Source organism: Proteobacteria bacterium CG1_02_64_396, assembly GCA_001872725.1.
GTDB lineage: Bacteria > Pseudomonadota > MNWR01 > CG1-02-64-396 > CG1-02-64-396 > CG1-02-64-396.
The window spans coordinates 18,888-37,324 of the sequence record MNWR01000062.1 but is presented as its reverse complement, the minus strand read 5'-3'; the positions used below and the strand labels follow the sequence as shown (position 1 = coordinate 37,324).

Below are 18,437 nucleotides of genomic sequence, written 5' to 3'. Positions count from 1 at the left end.
GTGACCGCCGCCGTGACCCACGGCGCCGCGACCTCCGTCGGTAACATCGCCTTGACCCAGCGCACCCTGTCGGGCGCGGTCACCGCCACCACCGGCGGCGCGTCCCTTTCCGGGGTGGTGGTCACCGTGGCCAGCTCCGGCGCCACCGCGACCACCGACGCCTTGGGCGCTTATGCCTTCAACGGCCTGAATCCCGGCACCTACGCGTTGAGCTTTGCCAAGACCGGCTACGCCACCCGCAGCCTCACCGTGGTGGTGCCCGATCAAACCGCCACCACCGCTCCGACCCTGGCGATGGATACCGCCTACGGCACCTTGCAAGGGCGGGTTTCTTTGGCGAAGGGGAGCGCGACCGATTACGCAGCGGCCAGCGTGACGGTGAAAAACAGCGCTGGAACCACCACCCTGGCCACCGCGATTCCCGACGCCACCGGCGTCTGGGCCACCAACGTGCAGGCAGGCAGCGCCTATCAAATCGCCGTGACCCACGCCGACTATGCGGCGGGATCGAAAACCGGCCTTACCGTCACGGCCAGTCAGACCACCGACACCGGCCTGCTGACGCTCACCCGCAACACCGGGACGATCACCGGCTTGGTGCAAAACGGCGCCACCCCGCTGGCCGGGGTGAGCGTTGCCGACGATCTGGGCAACGCCGCCACCACCAACGCCAGCGGGGTATTTACCTTAAGCAGCCCGGTCGGCAGCCGCACCCTGACCGCGATCAAGAGCGGCTTCACCACCGGGGTCGCCGCCGCGACGGTGACGACCGGTGCCACCACCGATCTGAGCGCCACCCCCATCGCCCTGACCGCCTTGACCCTGACCGGCACCGTCAACCTGGGGGGAGGGGCGGTGAACCACAGCGGCGTGACCCTGACCCTGAGCGGGGGCGGGGGAATCAACCTCACCACCACCAGCAACGCAGTCGGAGCCTTCACCTTCAGCGGCGTGGTCGATGGCGCCTATCAGATTCAGGCCAGCAAAACCGGCTTTGTCACCCAAACCCGTACCATCACGGTGCTGAACAACACCGGCACCTTCACCGCCCCCGGCGCCATCGTCCTCGATCCCGCCATCGGCTCGGTCGTGGGTCGTGTGGTGCTGCCGGGCGCGGCCGACAACAGCGGTGTGCTCGTCTCGCTGGGGGGGCAAACCACCACCACCGATCCGGTGGGGCAGTGGGCTTTGAACCTGCCTGAGGGGAGTTACACCGGCGGCATTGGCTACAGCCACGCCGATTACGTGGGGCAGAGCGACGCCGCGACCGTCGCGGTTTCTGCGGCCACCCCGGTCGACAAAGGGGTGGTCACCCTGGTGGCCAAAACGGTCTCGCTGAGCGGCGCCGTTTCACCCGCGACCGCCAGCGTCAGCGACGGTCTGGGCCACACCACCACCGCCGTGGCGGGCAGCTTTACCCTGGCGGGGGTCTCCGCCGGGCAACGCACCCTGACCGTGACCGCCCCCGGTTACCTGAGCCAGACGGTCGCCGTGACGGTGAATGTCGATCCGGTCACCAGCCTGGCGATCACCACCCCCGGCGTGCTCAACGTCGCTCTGACGCAGCGCGCCTTGAGCGGCGCCGTGGCGATGGCCAACGGCACCTCCACCGCCGGGGTGGTTGTATCCCTGAGCGGCGCCCCCGGCACCTATTCCGGGTCGGTGGTGCACGATCCGATCAGCAATACCGGCGCGCTGCTCGTCGCCAACATTGAGCCGGGCAACTACAACCTAACCCTGAGCCAATCGGGCTTTGTCGCCCAGACGATTCCGGTCTCCATCGTCGACGGCGTCGCCACCTACACCCTGCCCGGCACGATCACCCTGCAAGCGGCCACCGGCACCCTGACCGGCCGGGTGGTGCTGCCCAATGCGACCGAGAACGGAGGGGTCGTCGTGACCGCTACCGGTCCTGCCGGTAGTTACACCACCACCACCGATCCGACCGGGGTTTGGCTGCTGACCCTGCCCGAGGGGAACATCGAATCGGTGCAGTACGGCCACGCCGACTACGTCACCCAAAATGATGCGGCGGTATCGGTGGGCACCCCCGCCGTGATCGCCTCAAACAGCCCGGTCGATCTGGGGAGCACATCGCTGACCGCCAAGGCGGTATCAATCAGCGGCGTGGTGACCCCTGCAACCGCCACCGTCAGCGACGGCCTGGGCCATACCTCCACCGCCGTGGCGGGCGCCTTTACGGTGGCTAACGTGCCGACCGGCACCCGCACCCTGACCGTGACCGCCCCCGGCTACCTGGGCCAGGCGGTGACGGTGACGGTGAGTGTCGATCCGGTCAGCGGCCTTGCGGTGACCACCCCCGCTGCGATCAACGTTGTCCTAACCCAGCGCGCCTTGACCGGCTCCGTAGCAATGGCCAACGGCACTACGACCGCCGGGATGGTGGTCTCCCTCTCCGGTTCCGCCGGCACCTACACCGGTTCGGTCACCAACGGCGCCGGAAACATCGGCACCCTGAGCGTCGCCGGGATCGAGCCGGGCAATTACAACCTGACCCTGAGCCAAGCGGGCTTTGTCACCCAGACGATTCCGGTCTCCATCGTCGACGGCGTCGCCACCTACACCCTGCCCGGCACGATCACCCTGGCCGCTGCCACCGGCACCCTGACCGGTCGGGTGGTGCTGCCCAATGCGGTGGAAAACGGCGGCGTCGTCGTGACTGCCACCGGCCCTGCCGGAAGCGTCACCACCACCACCGATCCGACCGGGGTTTGGCTCTTGATCCTGCCCGAGGGGAGTGTCACCTCGGTGCAGTACGGCCATTCGGACTACGTGACCCTGGCCGATGCGGCGGTCTCGGCCGGCACCCCCGCCGTCATCGCCTCGGCGACCCCGGTCGATTTGGGCACGAGCTCCATGACCGCCAAGGCGGTTTCGGTGAGCGGCACGGTTTCGCCATCGGGCGCCACCGTTAGCGACGGTCTGGGCCACACCGCCCTGGCCTCGGCGGGGGCATTCACGGTCACCGGGGTGCCGACCGGCACCCGCACCCTGACCGTCTCTGCCCCCGGCTATTTGAGCCAAGCGCTGACGGTGAGCGTGAGCGTCGACCCCGGCACCGGGGCGACGGTGACCAGTCCCGCTGCGATCAATGTCACCTTGACCCAGCGGATGCTGACCGGGACCGTGGCGATGGCCGACGGCAGCACCACGGCAGCGGTGAGCGCCATGTTGAGCGGTAGTGCGGGGAGTTATCTCGGTACGGTGACCAACGGCGTGGGGAACATCGGTGTCGTCAACGTGGCTGGGATCGAACCGGGCAACTACAACCTGACCTTGAGCCAATCGGGCTTCGTCACCCAGACGATTCCGGTCGCTGTGGTCGACGGCATCGTCACTTATGCGGTGCCGGGTACGGTGACCTTGCAGGCCGCCAAAGGGACCTTGAGCGGGTACGTGGTCCTTTCGGGTCAGAACGATCATTCCGGGGTGACGGTGACCGCCTCCGGGGTGGCGGCCACGAGCGATGTTTCAGGTTATTGGCAGCTTGACGTTCAAGCCGGTTCGGTCGCCTCGGTGACCTTCGCTAAGACCGGTTTCCTAACCGCGAACGACACCTCTGGGTATCTGGTGGCCAATGCCGCCACCACCCGTGTCGGCATTCGCACCTTGCTTCCGGCGACCGGCAGCATTGCCGGTAGCGTGGTCGACGATCTGGGCGCCCCCATCGCCAACGCCACCATAGTGGTTTCGACCGCATTGGGTAGCGCGACCGCCATCTCGGCGGGCAATGGCACCTTCACCGTGACCGGGGTTCCGGTCTCGACCAACGCCACCCTGACGGTGGCGGCGGGGCATCACGCCTCGGCGAGCCAAACCGCCATCACGGTGACCTCAGGGGCCACCACGACCTTGGGCGCCCCCATCGCCCTCAGCCGCCTGACCCTGACCGGCACCGCCATGTTGCTGGGGGCGAGCGATTATTCCCCCATCTCGTTGCAGTTGCTGGGGACCGCCATTCCCAACGCCACCATCAATGCGGTGACCGGGGCGTTTAGCTTCTTTGGGGTGGGGTCGGGGAGTTATCAGCTTCAGGTCGGCGCGCCGGGGTATGTCACCCAGACGATCCCGGTGACCATCCTGGTCGACCAGAACTACGCCCTGCTCAGCCCCATTACCCTGGCGCGCAATCAGGGGGTGTTGTCGGGGGTCGCCACCAAAAGCGGCGCCACCGACCACTCGGGGATCCTGGTCACCCTGACCGACACCAATACCAACAGCTACACCACGGTGACCAATGCCTTGGGGCAATGGCAGAAAACGGTGCCTGCCGCCAACTACACCCAGATCGATTATTCGCTGGCCGATTACATCGCGGTGGCCGACACCGCTGGGTACAACTTGAGCCAGGGCGATCAGCTCACGGCCACGACGCAGACCCTGACACTGAACGCCGGGACGGTCGCCGTGACCACCGACGATGGCACCAACAAGTTGGGTGCGGTCGACGTGACCCTGCAAAGTGCCAACCACACCTACACCGCCACCACCGCCACCGACGGCACTGGCCAGGTCGCGATCACCGGAGTGATCGCCGGAACCTACACCCTCTCGGCTCAAAAGTCGGGCTATGGCAACGCGCAGGTTGCGAACGTGGTGGTGACGACGGCCGGAACAACTCAGACCCTGTCTTTGGCGGTGAACCAGCTCAGCGGAACCCTCAATCTGGAGGAGGGGAGCGATCATTCCGGGGTGACGGTAAGCCTGAAAGATCAAACCGGAACGACCCTGGGGAATACCACCTCGGCGGTGGATGGCAGTTTCACTCTGAACGGGGTGACGGCGGGTAACTATCGGTTGGTTTTGACTCCGGCCAGTGCCGACTACACCAGCCGGACGATCAACGTCACCATCGTCGGCAATGAAGGGCTCGTTCTGGTGGAGACCATCGCACTGTCCAAGACCAACTTTGCCTACGACCGCGATCATCTGACCTTCGCCACGATTCAGGGACAGAACGACACCGCTGCATCCATCCGCTACAACCTCAACCTGCCGACGGTCCTGACACGCGGCACCGCGGTCACTTGGTCTTCCAACCAGCCGGGGCTGATCGATGCCAGCGGCGTGGTGACGTTGCCTTTGAGCACCGACACCCCCGCGGTCACCTTGACCGCGACCGACAGTGCAACCAGCGCTACGGTCAAGAGCTTCAGCTTGGTTTTGGCGGTGGACTATGCCCCCAAGTTCGACTTGGGAAGCAGCGCGATTTGGAATCTGAATGAGGATTTTGGTGTGGGTTACAGAACGTTGGCTGCCCATAACGCCAACGGCGAGGCGATCACCTACGCCATCGAAAACGTGGTCTATACCTTCGTGTCCGACCCTGCGGCGCCGTCGTTATTCAGCGACTATGCCATCGACGCGGTGACGGGGGAGTTGCGGCTGGATTCTGCGGCGAACCTGCACGGTTTGGCTACGTTGACCATTTCGGCAACCACTGTCGATCAGGTTGCAACGGTGGCCTTGACCGTCGAGGTTGCAGCTGTGGCCGACCCCATCGCAGTGGATCTCCAAGCACCCTCATCGGTGGCCTTGGGGCAGACGGTTTTATTGGATGCCTCCAATACCAACGACGTCGATGGAGATGCCCAATATAACTGGCAGATTACGGCGCAACCGGTCGGTAGTACGCAGAGCCTGAGTGGAACGGAACAGACGATCGGTTTCACGCCATCCATTTCGGGAACCTACAGCATCTTGCTGACCGCATCGAATGGCGCGGGCACCCCCTCGACCTCGGTGGACGTGAAGGTTTTGCCGTCCCTCAAGATTGTCGAGAACCCCGCTACACCCACGATTTCGGTGGGCAACATTGCGGTGACGGAGGGAAGCAATGCCGTGTTTTACGTCAGCATTGCAGACCATCCCAACGATCCCGTCGTTTTCGACTATGTCACTTCCGATGGATCGGCCAGGGTCGATCTGGATTATCAGCGCGTCCGGGGAAGTCAAGTATCGATTCCTCCTGGGCTTGCATCGACCCATCAAATCACGGTCCCCATTTCCGTCGATCAATTGCCCGAGGCCGACGAGACCTTTTTCTTGAACATCGTCAACCTTCAAGGGGCATTCGAGTCGAACGTCGAGGCACAGGGAACGATCACCTACGAACCCCTGGATTTGAACGTTCTTACCGGCGTCAACGGGGCCAAGGTGCCCATGACGACGGCGGGTTATTGGGATGACCGTCCCATTGCCGGTGTGGGTGATGTCAACGGCGACGGCTACGACGACTTTGCCGTGAGTGAAAGCACCTTTAATGGGTACCAAGGGCGGGTGTTTGTGGTCTTCGGAAAACCCGGCTTGGGGGTCTACGGAGCCGTCGATGTTGCCGCCATGACCCCGGGCAGCGATTACATCGTCATCACCCATGGAAGTTACGGAAGATTGGGGGCGGCCATCGCCGGGGCCGACATCGATCAAGATGGCTACAGCGACATCATTGTCGGAGCCCCTTATGCCAGTGTGGTGGGCTCGTATGGTGGGGGCATCTACGTGATTTACGGCTCCGCCTCGCCGGTCGATGTCGATATTTCAAGCGCAACCGGGGTGACCAAGATTGGGCGGACGACCGCCAGCGCCTACATGGCCAACAACATCAGGGTGGTTGGCGATGTGAATGGCGACGGCTATCCCGACCTGTTGATCGGAAAAAACGCGCAATCGGATCGCGCCTATCTGGTGTATGGAGGCCATCTTTCCACGACGACCCCCATCGATTTGGACGCGATTTCTGGCACTGGGCAGGGGATACAGTTGAACGTGGCCTCTTCTACATCGCTGGGAAGCGATCTGAGCGCGGCGGGCGACGTGAATGGCGATGGCTATGCCGACTTCATGATCGGCGAGAACACGGCGATTGCCGCGAGCGGTAGCTATGCCGGGAAGGTCTACTTGGTCTACGGCGCGCCAACCTTGCCCGGAACCATCGATTTAACGACTTCGGCGGGGGTGACGATTTCGGGCGCCTATTACAACTGGTCCGGTGATGCCCTGTCGCATGGCGATATCAACGGCGACGGCTACAGCGATTTGTTGATCGGCGGTCGATACGGCAGCTCTTGGCAAGGAGATGTCGCCGCGATTTGGGGCGGGCCCGCTCTTGAGGCGGTTGGCACCATCGACCTAGCAACCGATTTGTATGCTACGGGGCTCGGCGTTCGTTACGTCGGCGACCATGGCGGTTCATTGAGTTATTTTGGTCAAGGAATGGCATCCCCCGGCGATCTCAACGCCGATGGTTTCGACGATATCGTGGTGGGGGCGCCGGGGTCGGATGCGGTGGCAGCCAATGTCGGCGAGGTCTTCGTGTTCTACGGAGGAGCCTCTTTGCCGGGGGTGAGTTACGCCAGTGGACTCGACGGTTCCAACGGTTATGCCATCACCGGCCAGGTGCTGCTCCCCAAGATTGGGACCTATGTCACCTCAACCGGAGACGTCAATGGTGACGGCTATCCCGACGTGGCGTTTTCCAATGAGAGCCGTTCGGTCAATTACCTTGTCTACGGCAACAACCTGACCAATCAGATCACCCATTTGGTCGCCGCGAACGAAACCAGAGCCGGAACTGCGGGCAGGGATGTCATGAAGGGGGCGGGAGGGAATGAAACCCTCATTGGGGGTGGCGGCAACGATGTCATCACCGGCGGTCCGGGCGGCGACGTCATTCACGTGACGGGGACCGACTTTGCCCGGGTCGACGGGGGAGCGGGTCTGGATCGCCTGGTGTTCGACCAGGCCGATACGATATTGGATTTGACGGCTTTGAGGCCGGAGCAAATTCGGGGGATCGAAATCATCGATTTTGGCGGCACCGCCGCCAATCAGGTCGTCCTCGATGCCAATACGGCGCGCTGGCTCAATCGGCAATCGGATCGAGGCGTCGTGATTGTTGCCGCCGGTGCGGACGACAAGATCGATTTTGGCGCCGAAAGCTGGAGTGCATCAACGGCGGGCGCCACCACGACGCCAGCCGGTCTGATTGGCGACTTGGGAACTCAGTACGGGATGCCGCAGGGGGCCAATCAGCTTTCACTGGGGGATGTTTCGCTGTGGGTCGATGCTCATATGCCGACCTATCCGAGCATCGTAGTTCAGGACGTGGCGGTGAACGAAGACAAGGGCGAGGTTCGGATTCGGGTGGCGCGGGACAACGGGCTGTATGTCTCGTCGGTGCAATACGCCACGACTGACGGAACCGCCCTGGACGGCACCCACTACACCGGGCAAAGCGGCACCCTAACCTTTTATCTGGGCGAGTTGGTTCATGAGGTGGTGGTCCCCTTGGTCAAGGATCCCCAATTCGAACCCGACGCCCAGTTCACGCTCGATCTTTCCAGCCCCTCCAACGCCATCGTGGCCACGGCAAGCGGTACCGTCACCATTCACGACAACACCATCGATTTGACGCAGCTCGATCCAGAGAAGGTTTCAACCTTGGATGCCTCCAGTGGGTGGTATCCCATCGGCTACGCCGTAGGAACAGCCGGGGATCTCAACGCAGACGGCTTCGAGGACTTTGTGGTGACGGGTGGGTATGGCGCCGGCTACAGGGCCAACATCGTGTTCGGTCAGGCCAATGCGGCCAAAACCCTGGCGGCGCTTGATCTTGCGACCCCCGACGGCACAACGACGGTCGCCATCGATGGCTTGCTGAGTTATGGCCTGTCTTTCTCACCCAGTTGCGGGGATTTCAACGGTGACGGATACGACGATGTGTTGATCGGCGACCCCTTCTTCAGTGTGGGTGGATTTGGAACCAACACCTACGAGGGCCAAGTGCTGGTGATCTACGGTCAACCCCACGTCGCCGGGGTTTCCACCATCGGTACTGCCGGGGTACTCAACGTGACCACCATGACCGCAGCCGATGGCGTGACCTTCAGCGGTGCGCTGGCGCAAGACCGGCTGGGTCAATCCGTGGCCTTTGCGGGAGACATGAATGGTGATGGTTGGGACGACATCGTCACCGGGACACCATTTGTCGATGTCGGCCCCAACGCCGATGCCGGACGCGCCAACATTATTTTTGGTGCGGCCAGCCCCTCCAGCGCCGCGTTGAGCGCCGCCAACAGCATCGAACTCTATGGTGCGTCGATCAATAACGGCCAATTCGGCGTTTCGGTGGCGACGGCGGGCGACGTCAATGGCGATGGGTACGCCGATGCCGTGATCGGGGCTCAATACGAGAACGTCTTTCACGGAAAGGTCTATCTGGTTCAAGGGGGCGCAGCGCTCGCACCCGGAGTAACGCCGACCGTCCGGACCATCCTGCCCGAGACCTATTCTTTTTATTTTGGGATCAGCGTTGCCGGCGGGGGCGATATCAACGGCGACGGCTACAGCGACCTGGTCATCGGTGCATCGTCGGCCCAGACGACCATTGGCATGACGCTCTACCTTGGTGGCGGCTGTGTCGATGTCGTATACGGGTCGGCAACGTTCGCCAGCTTGGATTTGAGTACAACCCCCTTGGATGGAACCAACGGCTTTACGATTCTGGGATCCACCCTCAACGGCGCCGCAATGACTCTTGGCGATAAGGTGGCCATGGTGGGCGATATCAATGGCGATGGCAGGGACGACATCGCAATGGGCTCTTCCCTCTACACAACCGGCTTGGATCAGGTCTCGATGCTCTATGGCGGCAGCGTCGCCGGGGCGACGTTGGACGTCACCCAAATCACCCCGAGCCAAGGCTTCACCGTTCAAGGAACCTTCCCCGACGAGGATCTCGGCTCTGCAATCGTGGGTGGGACCGATTGGAACGGAGATGGCTTTGCCGATCTGTTGTTGGGGGCCAGAGGATATGCGCTTGGGAATAGCACCGTGGGCCGGGCTTACCTGATCTACGGCAACGACTTCAGCGGCATCCGCAACTATTACGGAACCAGCGGCAACGACGGCAACAGCGGTGGTATTTCCGGTTCGGCCTACTACTACCTGCTGCAAGGCAATGACACCGGCAATGTGGTGACCGCGCCCGACTTCATCTTCGGCGGTCAGGGGGACGACAAAATTCTGATCAATGCCGGATCCATCGACACCGTGGCCTTCTACGCGGCAGGGGTGCCCACCGGCAAATATGTGGGCGGTCGTGGTCTCGACAGCCTGGAGTTCTATTACGGCACCGGCACGGTCGATTTCACGGCTGCCAACAAGTTGCCCAATACCTTCACCGGGTTTGAGATGATCAACCTGAGGAAGGTCGGCGAGCCGACCGGCATCAACTCGAACGAAACCATCGTCATCAATGCCACCCGTATGCGGCAGATGATGGACAGCGACCGTCATACCTTCTGGATTCGGGGTGATGTCAGCGATGCAGCCGTCGTCAGCGGTGGCCCTTGGACCGAGGTCGTCCTGGATGGCGATCCCCTATACAACACCTATACCTGGAATGGAGGCAATCTGACCCTGAAGGTCGATTCGCAGATGGTGGTGGGCGGAAAATTGACGCTCAATTAAAGGGCTGGGGGGGGAACGTGTTGTTTGCATATAGCCCTTGTTGGGGAAGGTGGATGGCCATGGGGGTGGGGGTGTTGGGCGCAGGGTTGACCTATGCCGACTCCTCCGACCTCACCGCTGCCGATGTCGGCCGCGAGGTGGTGCGTGAATTTCAATCGGCGCCGGGGCTGTGGGCTGATGTCGAGGCGGTGGCGTGGTGGGCCGACTGGAAGCAGTCGAGTTTGGCGGCCAACCGTTTCGGCACCAATGCCATCAAGGTCGACTACGCCATCGCCGACGCCCCCGCTTACGAGGGACGGGCCAAGTTCGGCTGGAAGTGGCTGCGCACCGGGATCGACTACGTGCAGCAGGCTCAGGGGGGGAGTGACGGGGCCAAGGCGGTGACGTACCTCAAAATGGCCATCGATGTGGTCGATCTGCTCCCCAATCTCGAATTTCAATACCGCCGCACCCAGGGGAGTTTTTCGGGGGTCATCATCGGGGCCAACAACGCCGGCCTGACCGGCACTGGCACCTTCGAGTCGATCTATAACGATCAGGAGGCCAACCTGATCTACGCCGGGCGCTGGGGGCTCGGTTACCGCTACGTCGGCTACGCCATTCCCCAGGACCTCTACGTTGTGAACACCGCCAGCCCCAACACCGCCGTGATCGCCGGGTTCCAAGAGATGGCCTATCGGGGCCATTTCATTCAGGCCCTCTTCCAGAGCGAGCCGCCCCCCATCCGTGACACCGAGGGGGTGCACCTGAGCTACCGGGTCAAGGCGGGGTACGGCCTCGTTCAACCCACCGGCGCCTTCCTCGACCAGACCACCGCCACCTTGCGCACCGGGGGCTTCATCGGTGCGGGCGAAAGCCTGATGGATAGGGGCACTGCCTGGCACTTAGAGGCGGAATTCGGCGCCGATGAGACCTGGCGCTTCGGGGGGAGGAACATCCTCAAGCTGGGCTGGGGCTATCGCTACCAGCGTTTCGAAGCGACCTTCGGCGCCTCGGGGACCTACGCCATGCTGGGGGACTTTCGTACCGAATTCCGGGGGCCGTACGGGTATGTGCGGTGGGGGTTTTAGGGAAACCTCACCCCCTTAGCCCCGCCTCGACCAACCCCGCGATCCCCCCCTCCTCGGGGTAGAGGATCGCCCGCATCCCCGCCTGCTGCGCCCGCGCCACATTCCCTGGCAGATCGTCGATAAAGAGGATCTGACCGGGCGCCAAACCCAGGTCGGCTGCGACCTCGGTGAAGAAGGTGACATCCCGTTTGCCCTTGCCCCAGTGCCACGAGTTGAACACCCGGTCGAAGTGGTGAAAGAAGCGATCGCGGACTTCAAGACGTTCAAGCCAGTCGGTTTGGTCGCTCAAAATCCCCACCAGCAAACCCCGATCCTTTAGCTGTGCCACCAGGTCGAGCATGGCCGGACGCAGGGTAAAGCGGGGGAGAATCTCCCCGGTCAGCGCCTCGTCACTCCCCTGCAAGCCGGTTTCTTCCCGTAGCTGCGCCCAGAATTTGCGTTCATCGGCCTGCCCCAGCACAAATCCGCTGGAATAAACCGCATCGGCGCCAGCCAGCAGCAGGGTCATGGGGTCCAAACCCTGTCGGCCCGCCAGAGCAAAAAGTCCAGCCCGGAATCCCTCTTCGGCGATCACTCCGCCGTAGTCGAACAAAACGGCGCGGATGGGGGAAGGGGTCGCGGATGGGAGAGGGGTCATGGTGGGAACGCTCGACAAAGGTCACGGGGCGAAGGATTCAAAACCAGGCAAAACCGGAGCGGCACGCAGGTGGTGGACGGCATCGCGGGGCATCAGGGCGGCGACCCGCATTCCGACCAGTCGCACCTTTTGGGTCAGCGGCGCCCGCTTGAGGCAGGCGAAGGCGCTCTTGCGGATCGTCTCTAGATCTTCGCTCGGGGTGTGCAGGGTCACGGCTCGGGTGAAGGTCGAAAAGTCGGCCAGCCGAAGTTTGATCCCCACCGAACGGCAGCGGTACCCCTTGCGCTGCATCCGTGCCACCACATCCCGGCATTGCTCGGCCAGGGCACTTGCCAGGGTTTGCCAATCCCCAACATCGCTGTCGAAGGTGGTCTCCCGGCTGATCGACCTGGGCTCCCGGTCGGTGCTCAGTTCGGTGTCGTCCAACCCATGGGCGGCGCGGCTCAGGTAGTGGCCGTGGCTGGGGCCGAAGCGGTCGACCAGAACATCAACCGGACGGGCCGCCAGATCGCCGATGGTATTGATCCCCATGGTGTGCAGGATCTCGGCGGTGCGCGGTCCCACCCCCCAGAGTTTGCGTACCGCCAAGGGCCAAATGCGTTGGGGGACATCCTCCAGGCTCAAGATCGTCAGCCCATCCGGTTTTTCGAGGTCGGATCCAATCTTGGCCAACAGTTTGTTGGGGGCGATTCCCACCGAGCCGGTCAGGCCGGTCGACTCGAACACCTGCCGTTTGAGCTTGCCCCCCAGCAGGTCGGAGGGGGTCGGGTCGTGACTGATGTCGAGGAAGGCCTCGTCGAGCCCCAGCGGTTGAATCAGATCGCTGTACCCCTGCAAAACCTCGCCGATCAGGGTGGAGGCGGCCCGGTAGGCGACAAAATCGGTGGGGAGGAAGACCGCTTGCGGACAAAGGCGGTGCGCCGTCTTCAGCGCCATGCCCGAGTGGATGCCAAACTCGCGTGCCTCGTAGGTGGCGGTCGAAACCACCCCCCGCGCCGTCGCCCCACCGGGGCCGCCGATGACCACCGGCTTGCCCTTGAGGTCGGGGCGGCGCAGCAGCTCCACGGAGGCGTAAAAGGCATCCATGTCGATGTGCAGGATGCGTCGGGTCATGGGAATCCCCCTTCAACGGTCGTTTGCTGGCGGCAAAAGGATTTGAAGGGGAGGGGGCGGTTCATCCATGCTTGGGGGATAGCCCAGCAACCAAGCTTTTTACCTTCACCTACGGCAAATCTAGAGGTCAGTCCCATGGTCGATGATTTTCGCGGCAGCGAGTCTTGGCGGATCTTTCGCATCATGGGGGAGTTCGTTGAGGGGTTCGAGGAGCTGTCCGACATCGGTTACGCCGTTTCGATCTTTGGTTCGGCTCGGACCAAACCGAGCGACAAGTACTACAAAAAAGCGGTGCAGGTTGCCGACCTGCTTTCGAAAAACGGCTTTGCCATCATCACCGGTGGCGGCGGCGGCATCATGGAAGCGGGCAACCGCGGCGCCATCAAAAACGAGGCGATGTCGGTGGGGCTGAACATCGAGTTGCCCCACGAACAAAACCCCAACAAGTACCAAAACCTCTCCTTGGAATTCCGCTACTTCTTCGCCCGCAAGGTGATGTTCGTGAAGTACTCGATGGGCTATGTCTGTATGCCGGGTGGTTTCGGCACCCTGGACGAGTTTTTCGAGGCGCTCACCTTGATGCAGACCATGAAGGTTGAGCCCATGCCACTGGTGCTGTTCGGTTCGGAGTATTGGAGCGGACTGCTCAAGTGGATGGACGACGTGCTGGTGCCGATGGGGATGATCGCCAAAGAGGATTGCAACCTCATCAACGTGACCGACGATCCTAAAGAGGTGGTCGAGATCATGAACAAACACCGCCTCTGGCGGGAGCGCAACGGCGGTCGCACCACCAGCATGACCTCCAATCGTTTTGGCAAGAAGGTGGTGCCGTAAGGGGGGCTGAGCAGCCCCCAACGTCGACGCTCCCGATTGGCCACTCGGCCCCCGTTACGACTGCCCCTGCACCAAGGGCAACACCGCCCCCCCCTTGCGCTGGCGATGCCCACCACGACGCCCCTCACTCCCCATTTGCCCCTCATGCCACGAGGTCGCCTCGCGGTCGGGCACCTCGGCGTCGGCGACCTCAAGGACAACCTCTCGCCACACCCCCATCCCCCGCCCCAACCGTTCCAATTCGCGCACCACCAACAGGGTCAGGTCGACCGGACCCAGCGGCTGCTGGGGCAGGCGGATCATGCGGCTGCGTTGCAGTCCATCCCGATCGACGATCTCAAGATGCAGGGTGGAGGGGGCCAGCCCTTCGGCTTGAAGGGCGGCATGCCAGGCGCGGCAGATTTCGACCACCCGACGCTGCACGGCAGCCATGTCGTCGCCGTTTTCGGGAAAGAATCGGTGGCCCAGCGAAGGGGGGATCGGCTCCATCTCGATACGACTGGGGTCGACCCCCCGGCTGAGCGCCCGCCATCCCATCGCCTGGGGGCCACACAGGGCAACCAGCCGGGCGGCGGAGGTGGAGGCGATGTCACCGATGGTGGCGATTCCCGCCTGCTTGAGGGTGGTGCGGTCCTCGCCGTTTAACTGGGGCAGCAAATCAATCGAAAGCGGGGCCATAAAGCGGGCCTCCCCCCCCGGCATCACCCGCAACCAGCCACTTCCCGCCGACAAAGCCGCCCCTCGGGCCACCTGAGCGACCAAACGGTTGGGCCCCAAGCCGCCGACCGGGAAGACCCCGCTCAAATCGGCCAGATCGCGCCAGAGTCGATCGAAGGTCAGCGCCGGTGCGACGACCGGTTCGGACTGGGAAAAGTCGATGATCCAACCTTCGCCGTCCTCCTCGACCCGCTGGGTGAGCTCGCGCAGTTTTTGCCCGATCTCGGCCTTGATCTGGGCCTCGAAATCTTTGGCGCGGCGGTGGCAGGCCACCACCGAAGGCAAAGCCGCCAGCGGGGTGCTGGGGAGCGCCCCCAGGCGGCGGGCCGAGGCGTTGGCCCAAATCACCACCCCCCCTTGAATGACAGCGGTCGCCTTAAGGTGAACATCGATCCCCTTGCGCTTGAGGGCGGCCAGGGGCAAATCGGGAAAGGCGATGGCGGCAACATGGGTGTTCATCGTCCGTACCTCCCGGCGCTGATATAGGGCTGTGGCCCCAGATAGCTGCGCATTTGACCGATCACCACCCCTTGGATGGTCACCCGGTCGGCGGGGTAGTGCATGGGGGCCATCGTGCTGTTGGCGGGGATCAGTGTGACCTGCCCCCCTTTGATGTAAAACCGTTTGAGGGTCGCCTCTTCCCGGTCGATCAGGGCGACGACGATTTCGCCGTTTTCGGCCACCGAACGGCTTTCGACCAGGACGATGTCGCCGTCGAGGATGCCGTCTTCGCACATCGAATCGCCCCGCACTGTCAGCGCGTAGGTATCGCTCCGCCCCATCATGAAGGGGGGGATTTCGATCCAGTCGGGGTTTTCAATCGCCTCGATGGGACGGCCCGCCGCGATACTCCCGACCAACCGCACCTGCCCGGCGTGTTCACCCCCCATCACCTGAATGGCCCGGTTGCGCCCCGGCAGGCGGCGGATCAGCCCCTCATTCTCAAGCTCTTTGAGCGCCTTAGAAACCGCGTTGGTCGAGGCCCAGCCCATCGCCTCGGCGATCTCGCGATACGAAGGGGCTTGGCCGGTTTCGCTTTGTTGGCGGCGCAGAAAATCGAGCAATTTGATTTGGCGGGGCGCGGGGATCGGCATGACAGACCTCGGTGTATACCGTTGTTCTTAATAGGTGAACATGAGTGAACATAGCCCATCCGCTGAGGGGATGCAACCCCTCGGCGGATGGGTCAAGATGGGGTTGCCGTTCACCGCCCGAACACCACTGGAGTTTGCGATGCCCCGTTGGTTGCTGGCCGCTTTGTTCATCCCCCCCCTCCTGACCGGTTGCGACTGGCCCTGGTCCCCCTCCACGAACGCCGCCGCCATCGTTTGCTCCGGCACGGTGGAGGTGCACGAGTCGGCACTGGGGTTTGAAATCCCAGGGCGGATCAAAGCCATCGAGGCGCACGAGGGGCAAACGGTGGCAGCGGGGCAGGTGCTGGTTCGGCTCGACGACCGAGACGCCCAATTGGCGCTGGCCCAGATGCAGGCCCAAGTTCGCGAGGCCCAATCGGTGCTGGATCAAATGCTGGCCGGCGCCCGCCCCGAAGAGCTCGCCATGGCCCAAGCGGCCCTCGATAAAGCCCGGGCCGTCTTCGCGCTGGCCAAAGCCGACCGGGAACGACTGCGCAATCTGGCCATGAGCGCCAGCGCCAGCCGGGAGCGACTCGACCAATCCGAAACCCAGTACACCAGCGCCCAAGCCGAGGTGGCCCGTGCCACCCAGGCGCTGCAACTGCTCAAGGCGGGGCCACGGCAAGAGGAGATCGACCGGGCCCGTTCCCGGCTTGATGGGGCGCAAACCGGGCTTAAGCAGGCGCAGCGCCGCCTCGATCAGACGGTATTGATGGCCCCGGTCGCCGGAATCGTCAGCGCCGACCTGAGCGAGGTGGGTGAGGTCGTCGCCCCTGGCAAACCGGTGTTGCGCCTGGCCGACCTGGCCCACCCCTGGATCCGCGCCTACCTCAACGAGCCCGACCTAGGGCGGGTCAAGCTGGGGCAAGGGGCGACGGTGAAGGTCGACGGTCAGCCCCATCCCTTCCAAGGCAGGCTCGCCTTCATCGCCGACCAATCCGAATTTACCCCCAAGGCGGTCCAGACCCAGGAGCTGCGGGTCGGTCTGGTCTACCGCATCAAGATCGAGGTCCCCAATCCCGACGGAATCTTGAAGATCGGGATGCCGGTGGAGGTGGAGCTCGCGCCGGTGGGGGGGGTACGGGGGTGAGGGTGGTGGCGCGGGGGGTGAGCGGAAGGGCTGAGAATCCCTCCCGACTCCCCTTTTTCAAAGGGGGGAGTTCCTCTGCCGTTCCCCAACCCTCCCCTTTTCAAAGGGGTGTCGGGGGGGATTTCCGGGCGTCGGCAGCGGCAATCCCTCTCCCGTACGCCCCCGGCATCGTCGCATGACCGCCGCCATCGCCTTCGCTGCGGTCACCGTGCGTATCGGCGAGGCGACCATCCTCGACCGGCTCGATCTTCAGGTCGCCCCCGGCGAACTCTACGGACTGGTCGGTGCCGACGGGGCGGGTAAGTCGACCCTGCTTCAGGTCGCCACCGGACTGCGCAAGGCCGATGAGGGTCAGGTTTTGATCCTTGGGGTCGATCCCACCGCCTCCGAGGCCCGCGCCAAACTCGCCTACATGCCCCAGGGGTTCGGTCTCTACCCCGATCTTACCGTGCTCGAAAACCTCTATTTCTTTGCCGATCTGCACGGTCTGAGCGACAGCGAGACCACCGAGCGGATCGCCGATTTGCTGGACCGTACCGGGTTGGCCGGATTCGAGGCGCGACGGGGGGGGCAGTTGTCGGGGGGGATGAAGCAAAAACTTGCCCTGGCCTGCGCCTTGATCCACGAACCGGCCGCCATCCTGCTCGACGAGCCGACCACCGGGGTCGATCCCCTGGCGCGGCGCGCCTTCTGGCGTCTGCTGGAGGGGCTGCGCGAGGAGGGGGTGGCGCTGCTGGTCGCCACCGCCAGCATGGAGGAGGCCGAACGCTGTGATCGGGTCGGGATTTTGGAGGGGGGCCGTCTGACCCGGCAGGGGCTGCCGGGCGAGCTGGTCGCCACCCCCGGCGCCGTCATGTTCAAGGTGGAGGGGGAGGGGATCCGGCAGCGGCGGGGGATGATGGCCGATCTGCCAGGGGTGTTGGCGGTCTTTCCCTCCGGCACGAGCCTGACGGTGTGGGCTCAAGGGGATGGGGTGGCGCAGCGGCTGACTGCGTTCGATCCCACCCTCACCGTTGCCCCCGCTTCACCCACCCTGCACGAGGCGACCCTGTTCCGTTTGAGTCGTGAAAACGGGGGGGGATATGGGGGGTAAAAGGGGTTTTGGATCGGGGCGTATGCAGATGAAGCGTTACCTGCGGGTAACATTGCAAGTGATTGAAAAATTACTTCAGTTGATCGGTTTATTGGTTGTGTTACGGGCGGCGTTTCCCCCCTTGAAAGCCACCATCCCACCCGCGCGCGCAGGCGCCCGGTCTCCGGGCGATGCGAGAGTGGCCGAAGGCTTGGTCGGATGGGGGTGCGACACGACCCAACGGGGGGCGATCTTGTGTGTCGATCCGTTTGCATCG

The 18,437-nt window shown here is 63.5% G+C and carries 9 protein-coding genes; 5 read left to right on the top strand and 4 right to left on the bottom strand.

Annotation, left to right across the window (positions count from 1 at the left end; genetic code table 11):
• Together AUJ55_07310 and AUJ55_07305 are read left to right on the top strand one after the other, a co-directional pair.
• Positions 1 to 10,491, top strand: coding sequence for a hypothetical protein (locus AUJ55_07310; protein OIO57077.1), 10,491 nt, complete (start codon positions 1 to 3; stop codon positions 10,489 to 10,491).
• A 53-nt stretch (positions 10,492 to 10,544) separates the two neighbouring features.
• Positions 10,545 to 11,561, top strand: coding sequence for a hypothetical protein (locus AUJ55_07305; GenBank protein ID OIO57076.1), 1,017 nt, complete (start codon positions 10,545 to 10,547; stop codon positions 11,559 to 11,561).
• A gap of 7 nt (positions 11,562 to 11,568) precedes the next feature.
• On the opposite strand, the gene AUJ55_07300 is transcribed toward AUJ55_07305, so the two are convergent.
• Together AUJ55_07300 and AUJ55_07295 are read right to left on the bottom strand one after the other, a co-directional pair.
• On the bottom strand, positions 11,569 to 12,198 hold the full coding sequence (locus AUJ55_07300) for a hypothetical protein (GenBank protein OIO57075.1): 630 nt from the start codon (positions 12,196 to 12,198) through the stop codon (positions 11,569 to 11,571).
• A gap of 21 nt (positions 12,199 to 12,219) precedes the next feature.
• Positions 12,220 to 13,311: a hypothetical protein gene (locus tag AUJ55_07295; protein OIO57074.1), complete on the bottom strand. Its 1,092-nt coding sequence runs from the start codon at positions 13,309 to 13,311 to the stop codon at positions 12,220 to 12,222.
• A gap of 135 nt (positions 13,312 to 13,446) precedes the next feature.
• Between AUJ55_07295 and AUJ55_07290 the strand changes: the two genes are divergently transcribed.
• Complete coding sequence (locus tag AUJ55_07290) at positions 13,447 to 14,148, top strand: Rossman fold protein, TIGR00730 family (GenBank protein ID OIO57073.1); 702 nt, start codon at positions 13,447 to 13,449, stop codon at positions 14,146 to 14,148.
• A 54-nt stretch (positions 14,149 to 14,202) separates the two neighbouring features.
• Here the strand turns inward: AUJ55_07290 and AUJ55_07285 are convergent, their stop codons facing one another.
• Together AUJ55_07285 and AUJ55_07280 are read right to left on the bottom strand one after the other, a co-directional pair.
• Positions 14,203 to 15,324: a hypothetical protein gene (locus tag AUJ55_07285; GenBank protein ID OIO57072.1), complete on the bottom strand. Its 1,122-nt coding sequence runs from the start codon at positions 15,322 to 15,324 to the stop codon at positions 14,203 to 14,205.
• Positions 15,321 to 15,959: a repressor LexA gene (locus tag AUJ55_07280; protein ID OIO57071.1), complete on the bottom strand. Its 639-nt coding sequence runs from the start codon at positions 15,957 to 15,959 to the stop codon at positions 15,321 to 15,323. Before AUJ55_07280 ends, AUJ55_07285 begins: the two co-directional genes overlap by 4 nt.
• A 139-nt stretch (positions 15,960 to 16,098) precedes the next feature.
• Between AUJ55_07280 and AUJ55_07275 the strand changes: the two genes are divergently transcribed.
• Together AUJ55_07275 and AUJ55_07270 are read left to right on the top strand one after the other, a co-directional pair.
• Positions 16,099 to 17,088 carry a hypothetical protein gene (locus AUJ55_07275; protein OIO57070.1) on the top strand — a complete coding sequence of 330 codons (990 nt, stop codon included), beginning with the start codon at positions 16,099 to 16,101 and terminating at the stop codon, positions 17,086 to 17,088.
• Between the two features lie 175 nt (positions 17,089 to 17,263).
• Positions 17,264 to 18,181, top strand: coding sequence for a hypothetical protein (locus AUJ55_07270; GenBank protein OIO57069.1), 918 nt, complete (start codon positions 17,264 to 17,266; stop codon positions 18,179 to 18,181).
• The last annotated feature ends 256 nt before the right edge of the window (positions 18,182 to 18,437 follow it).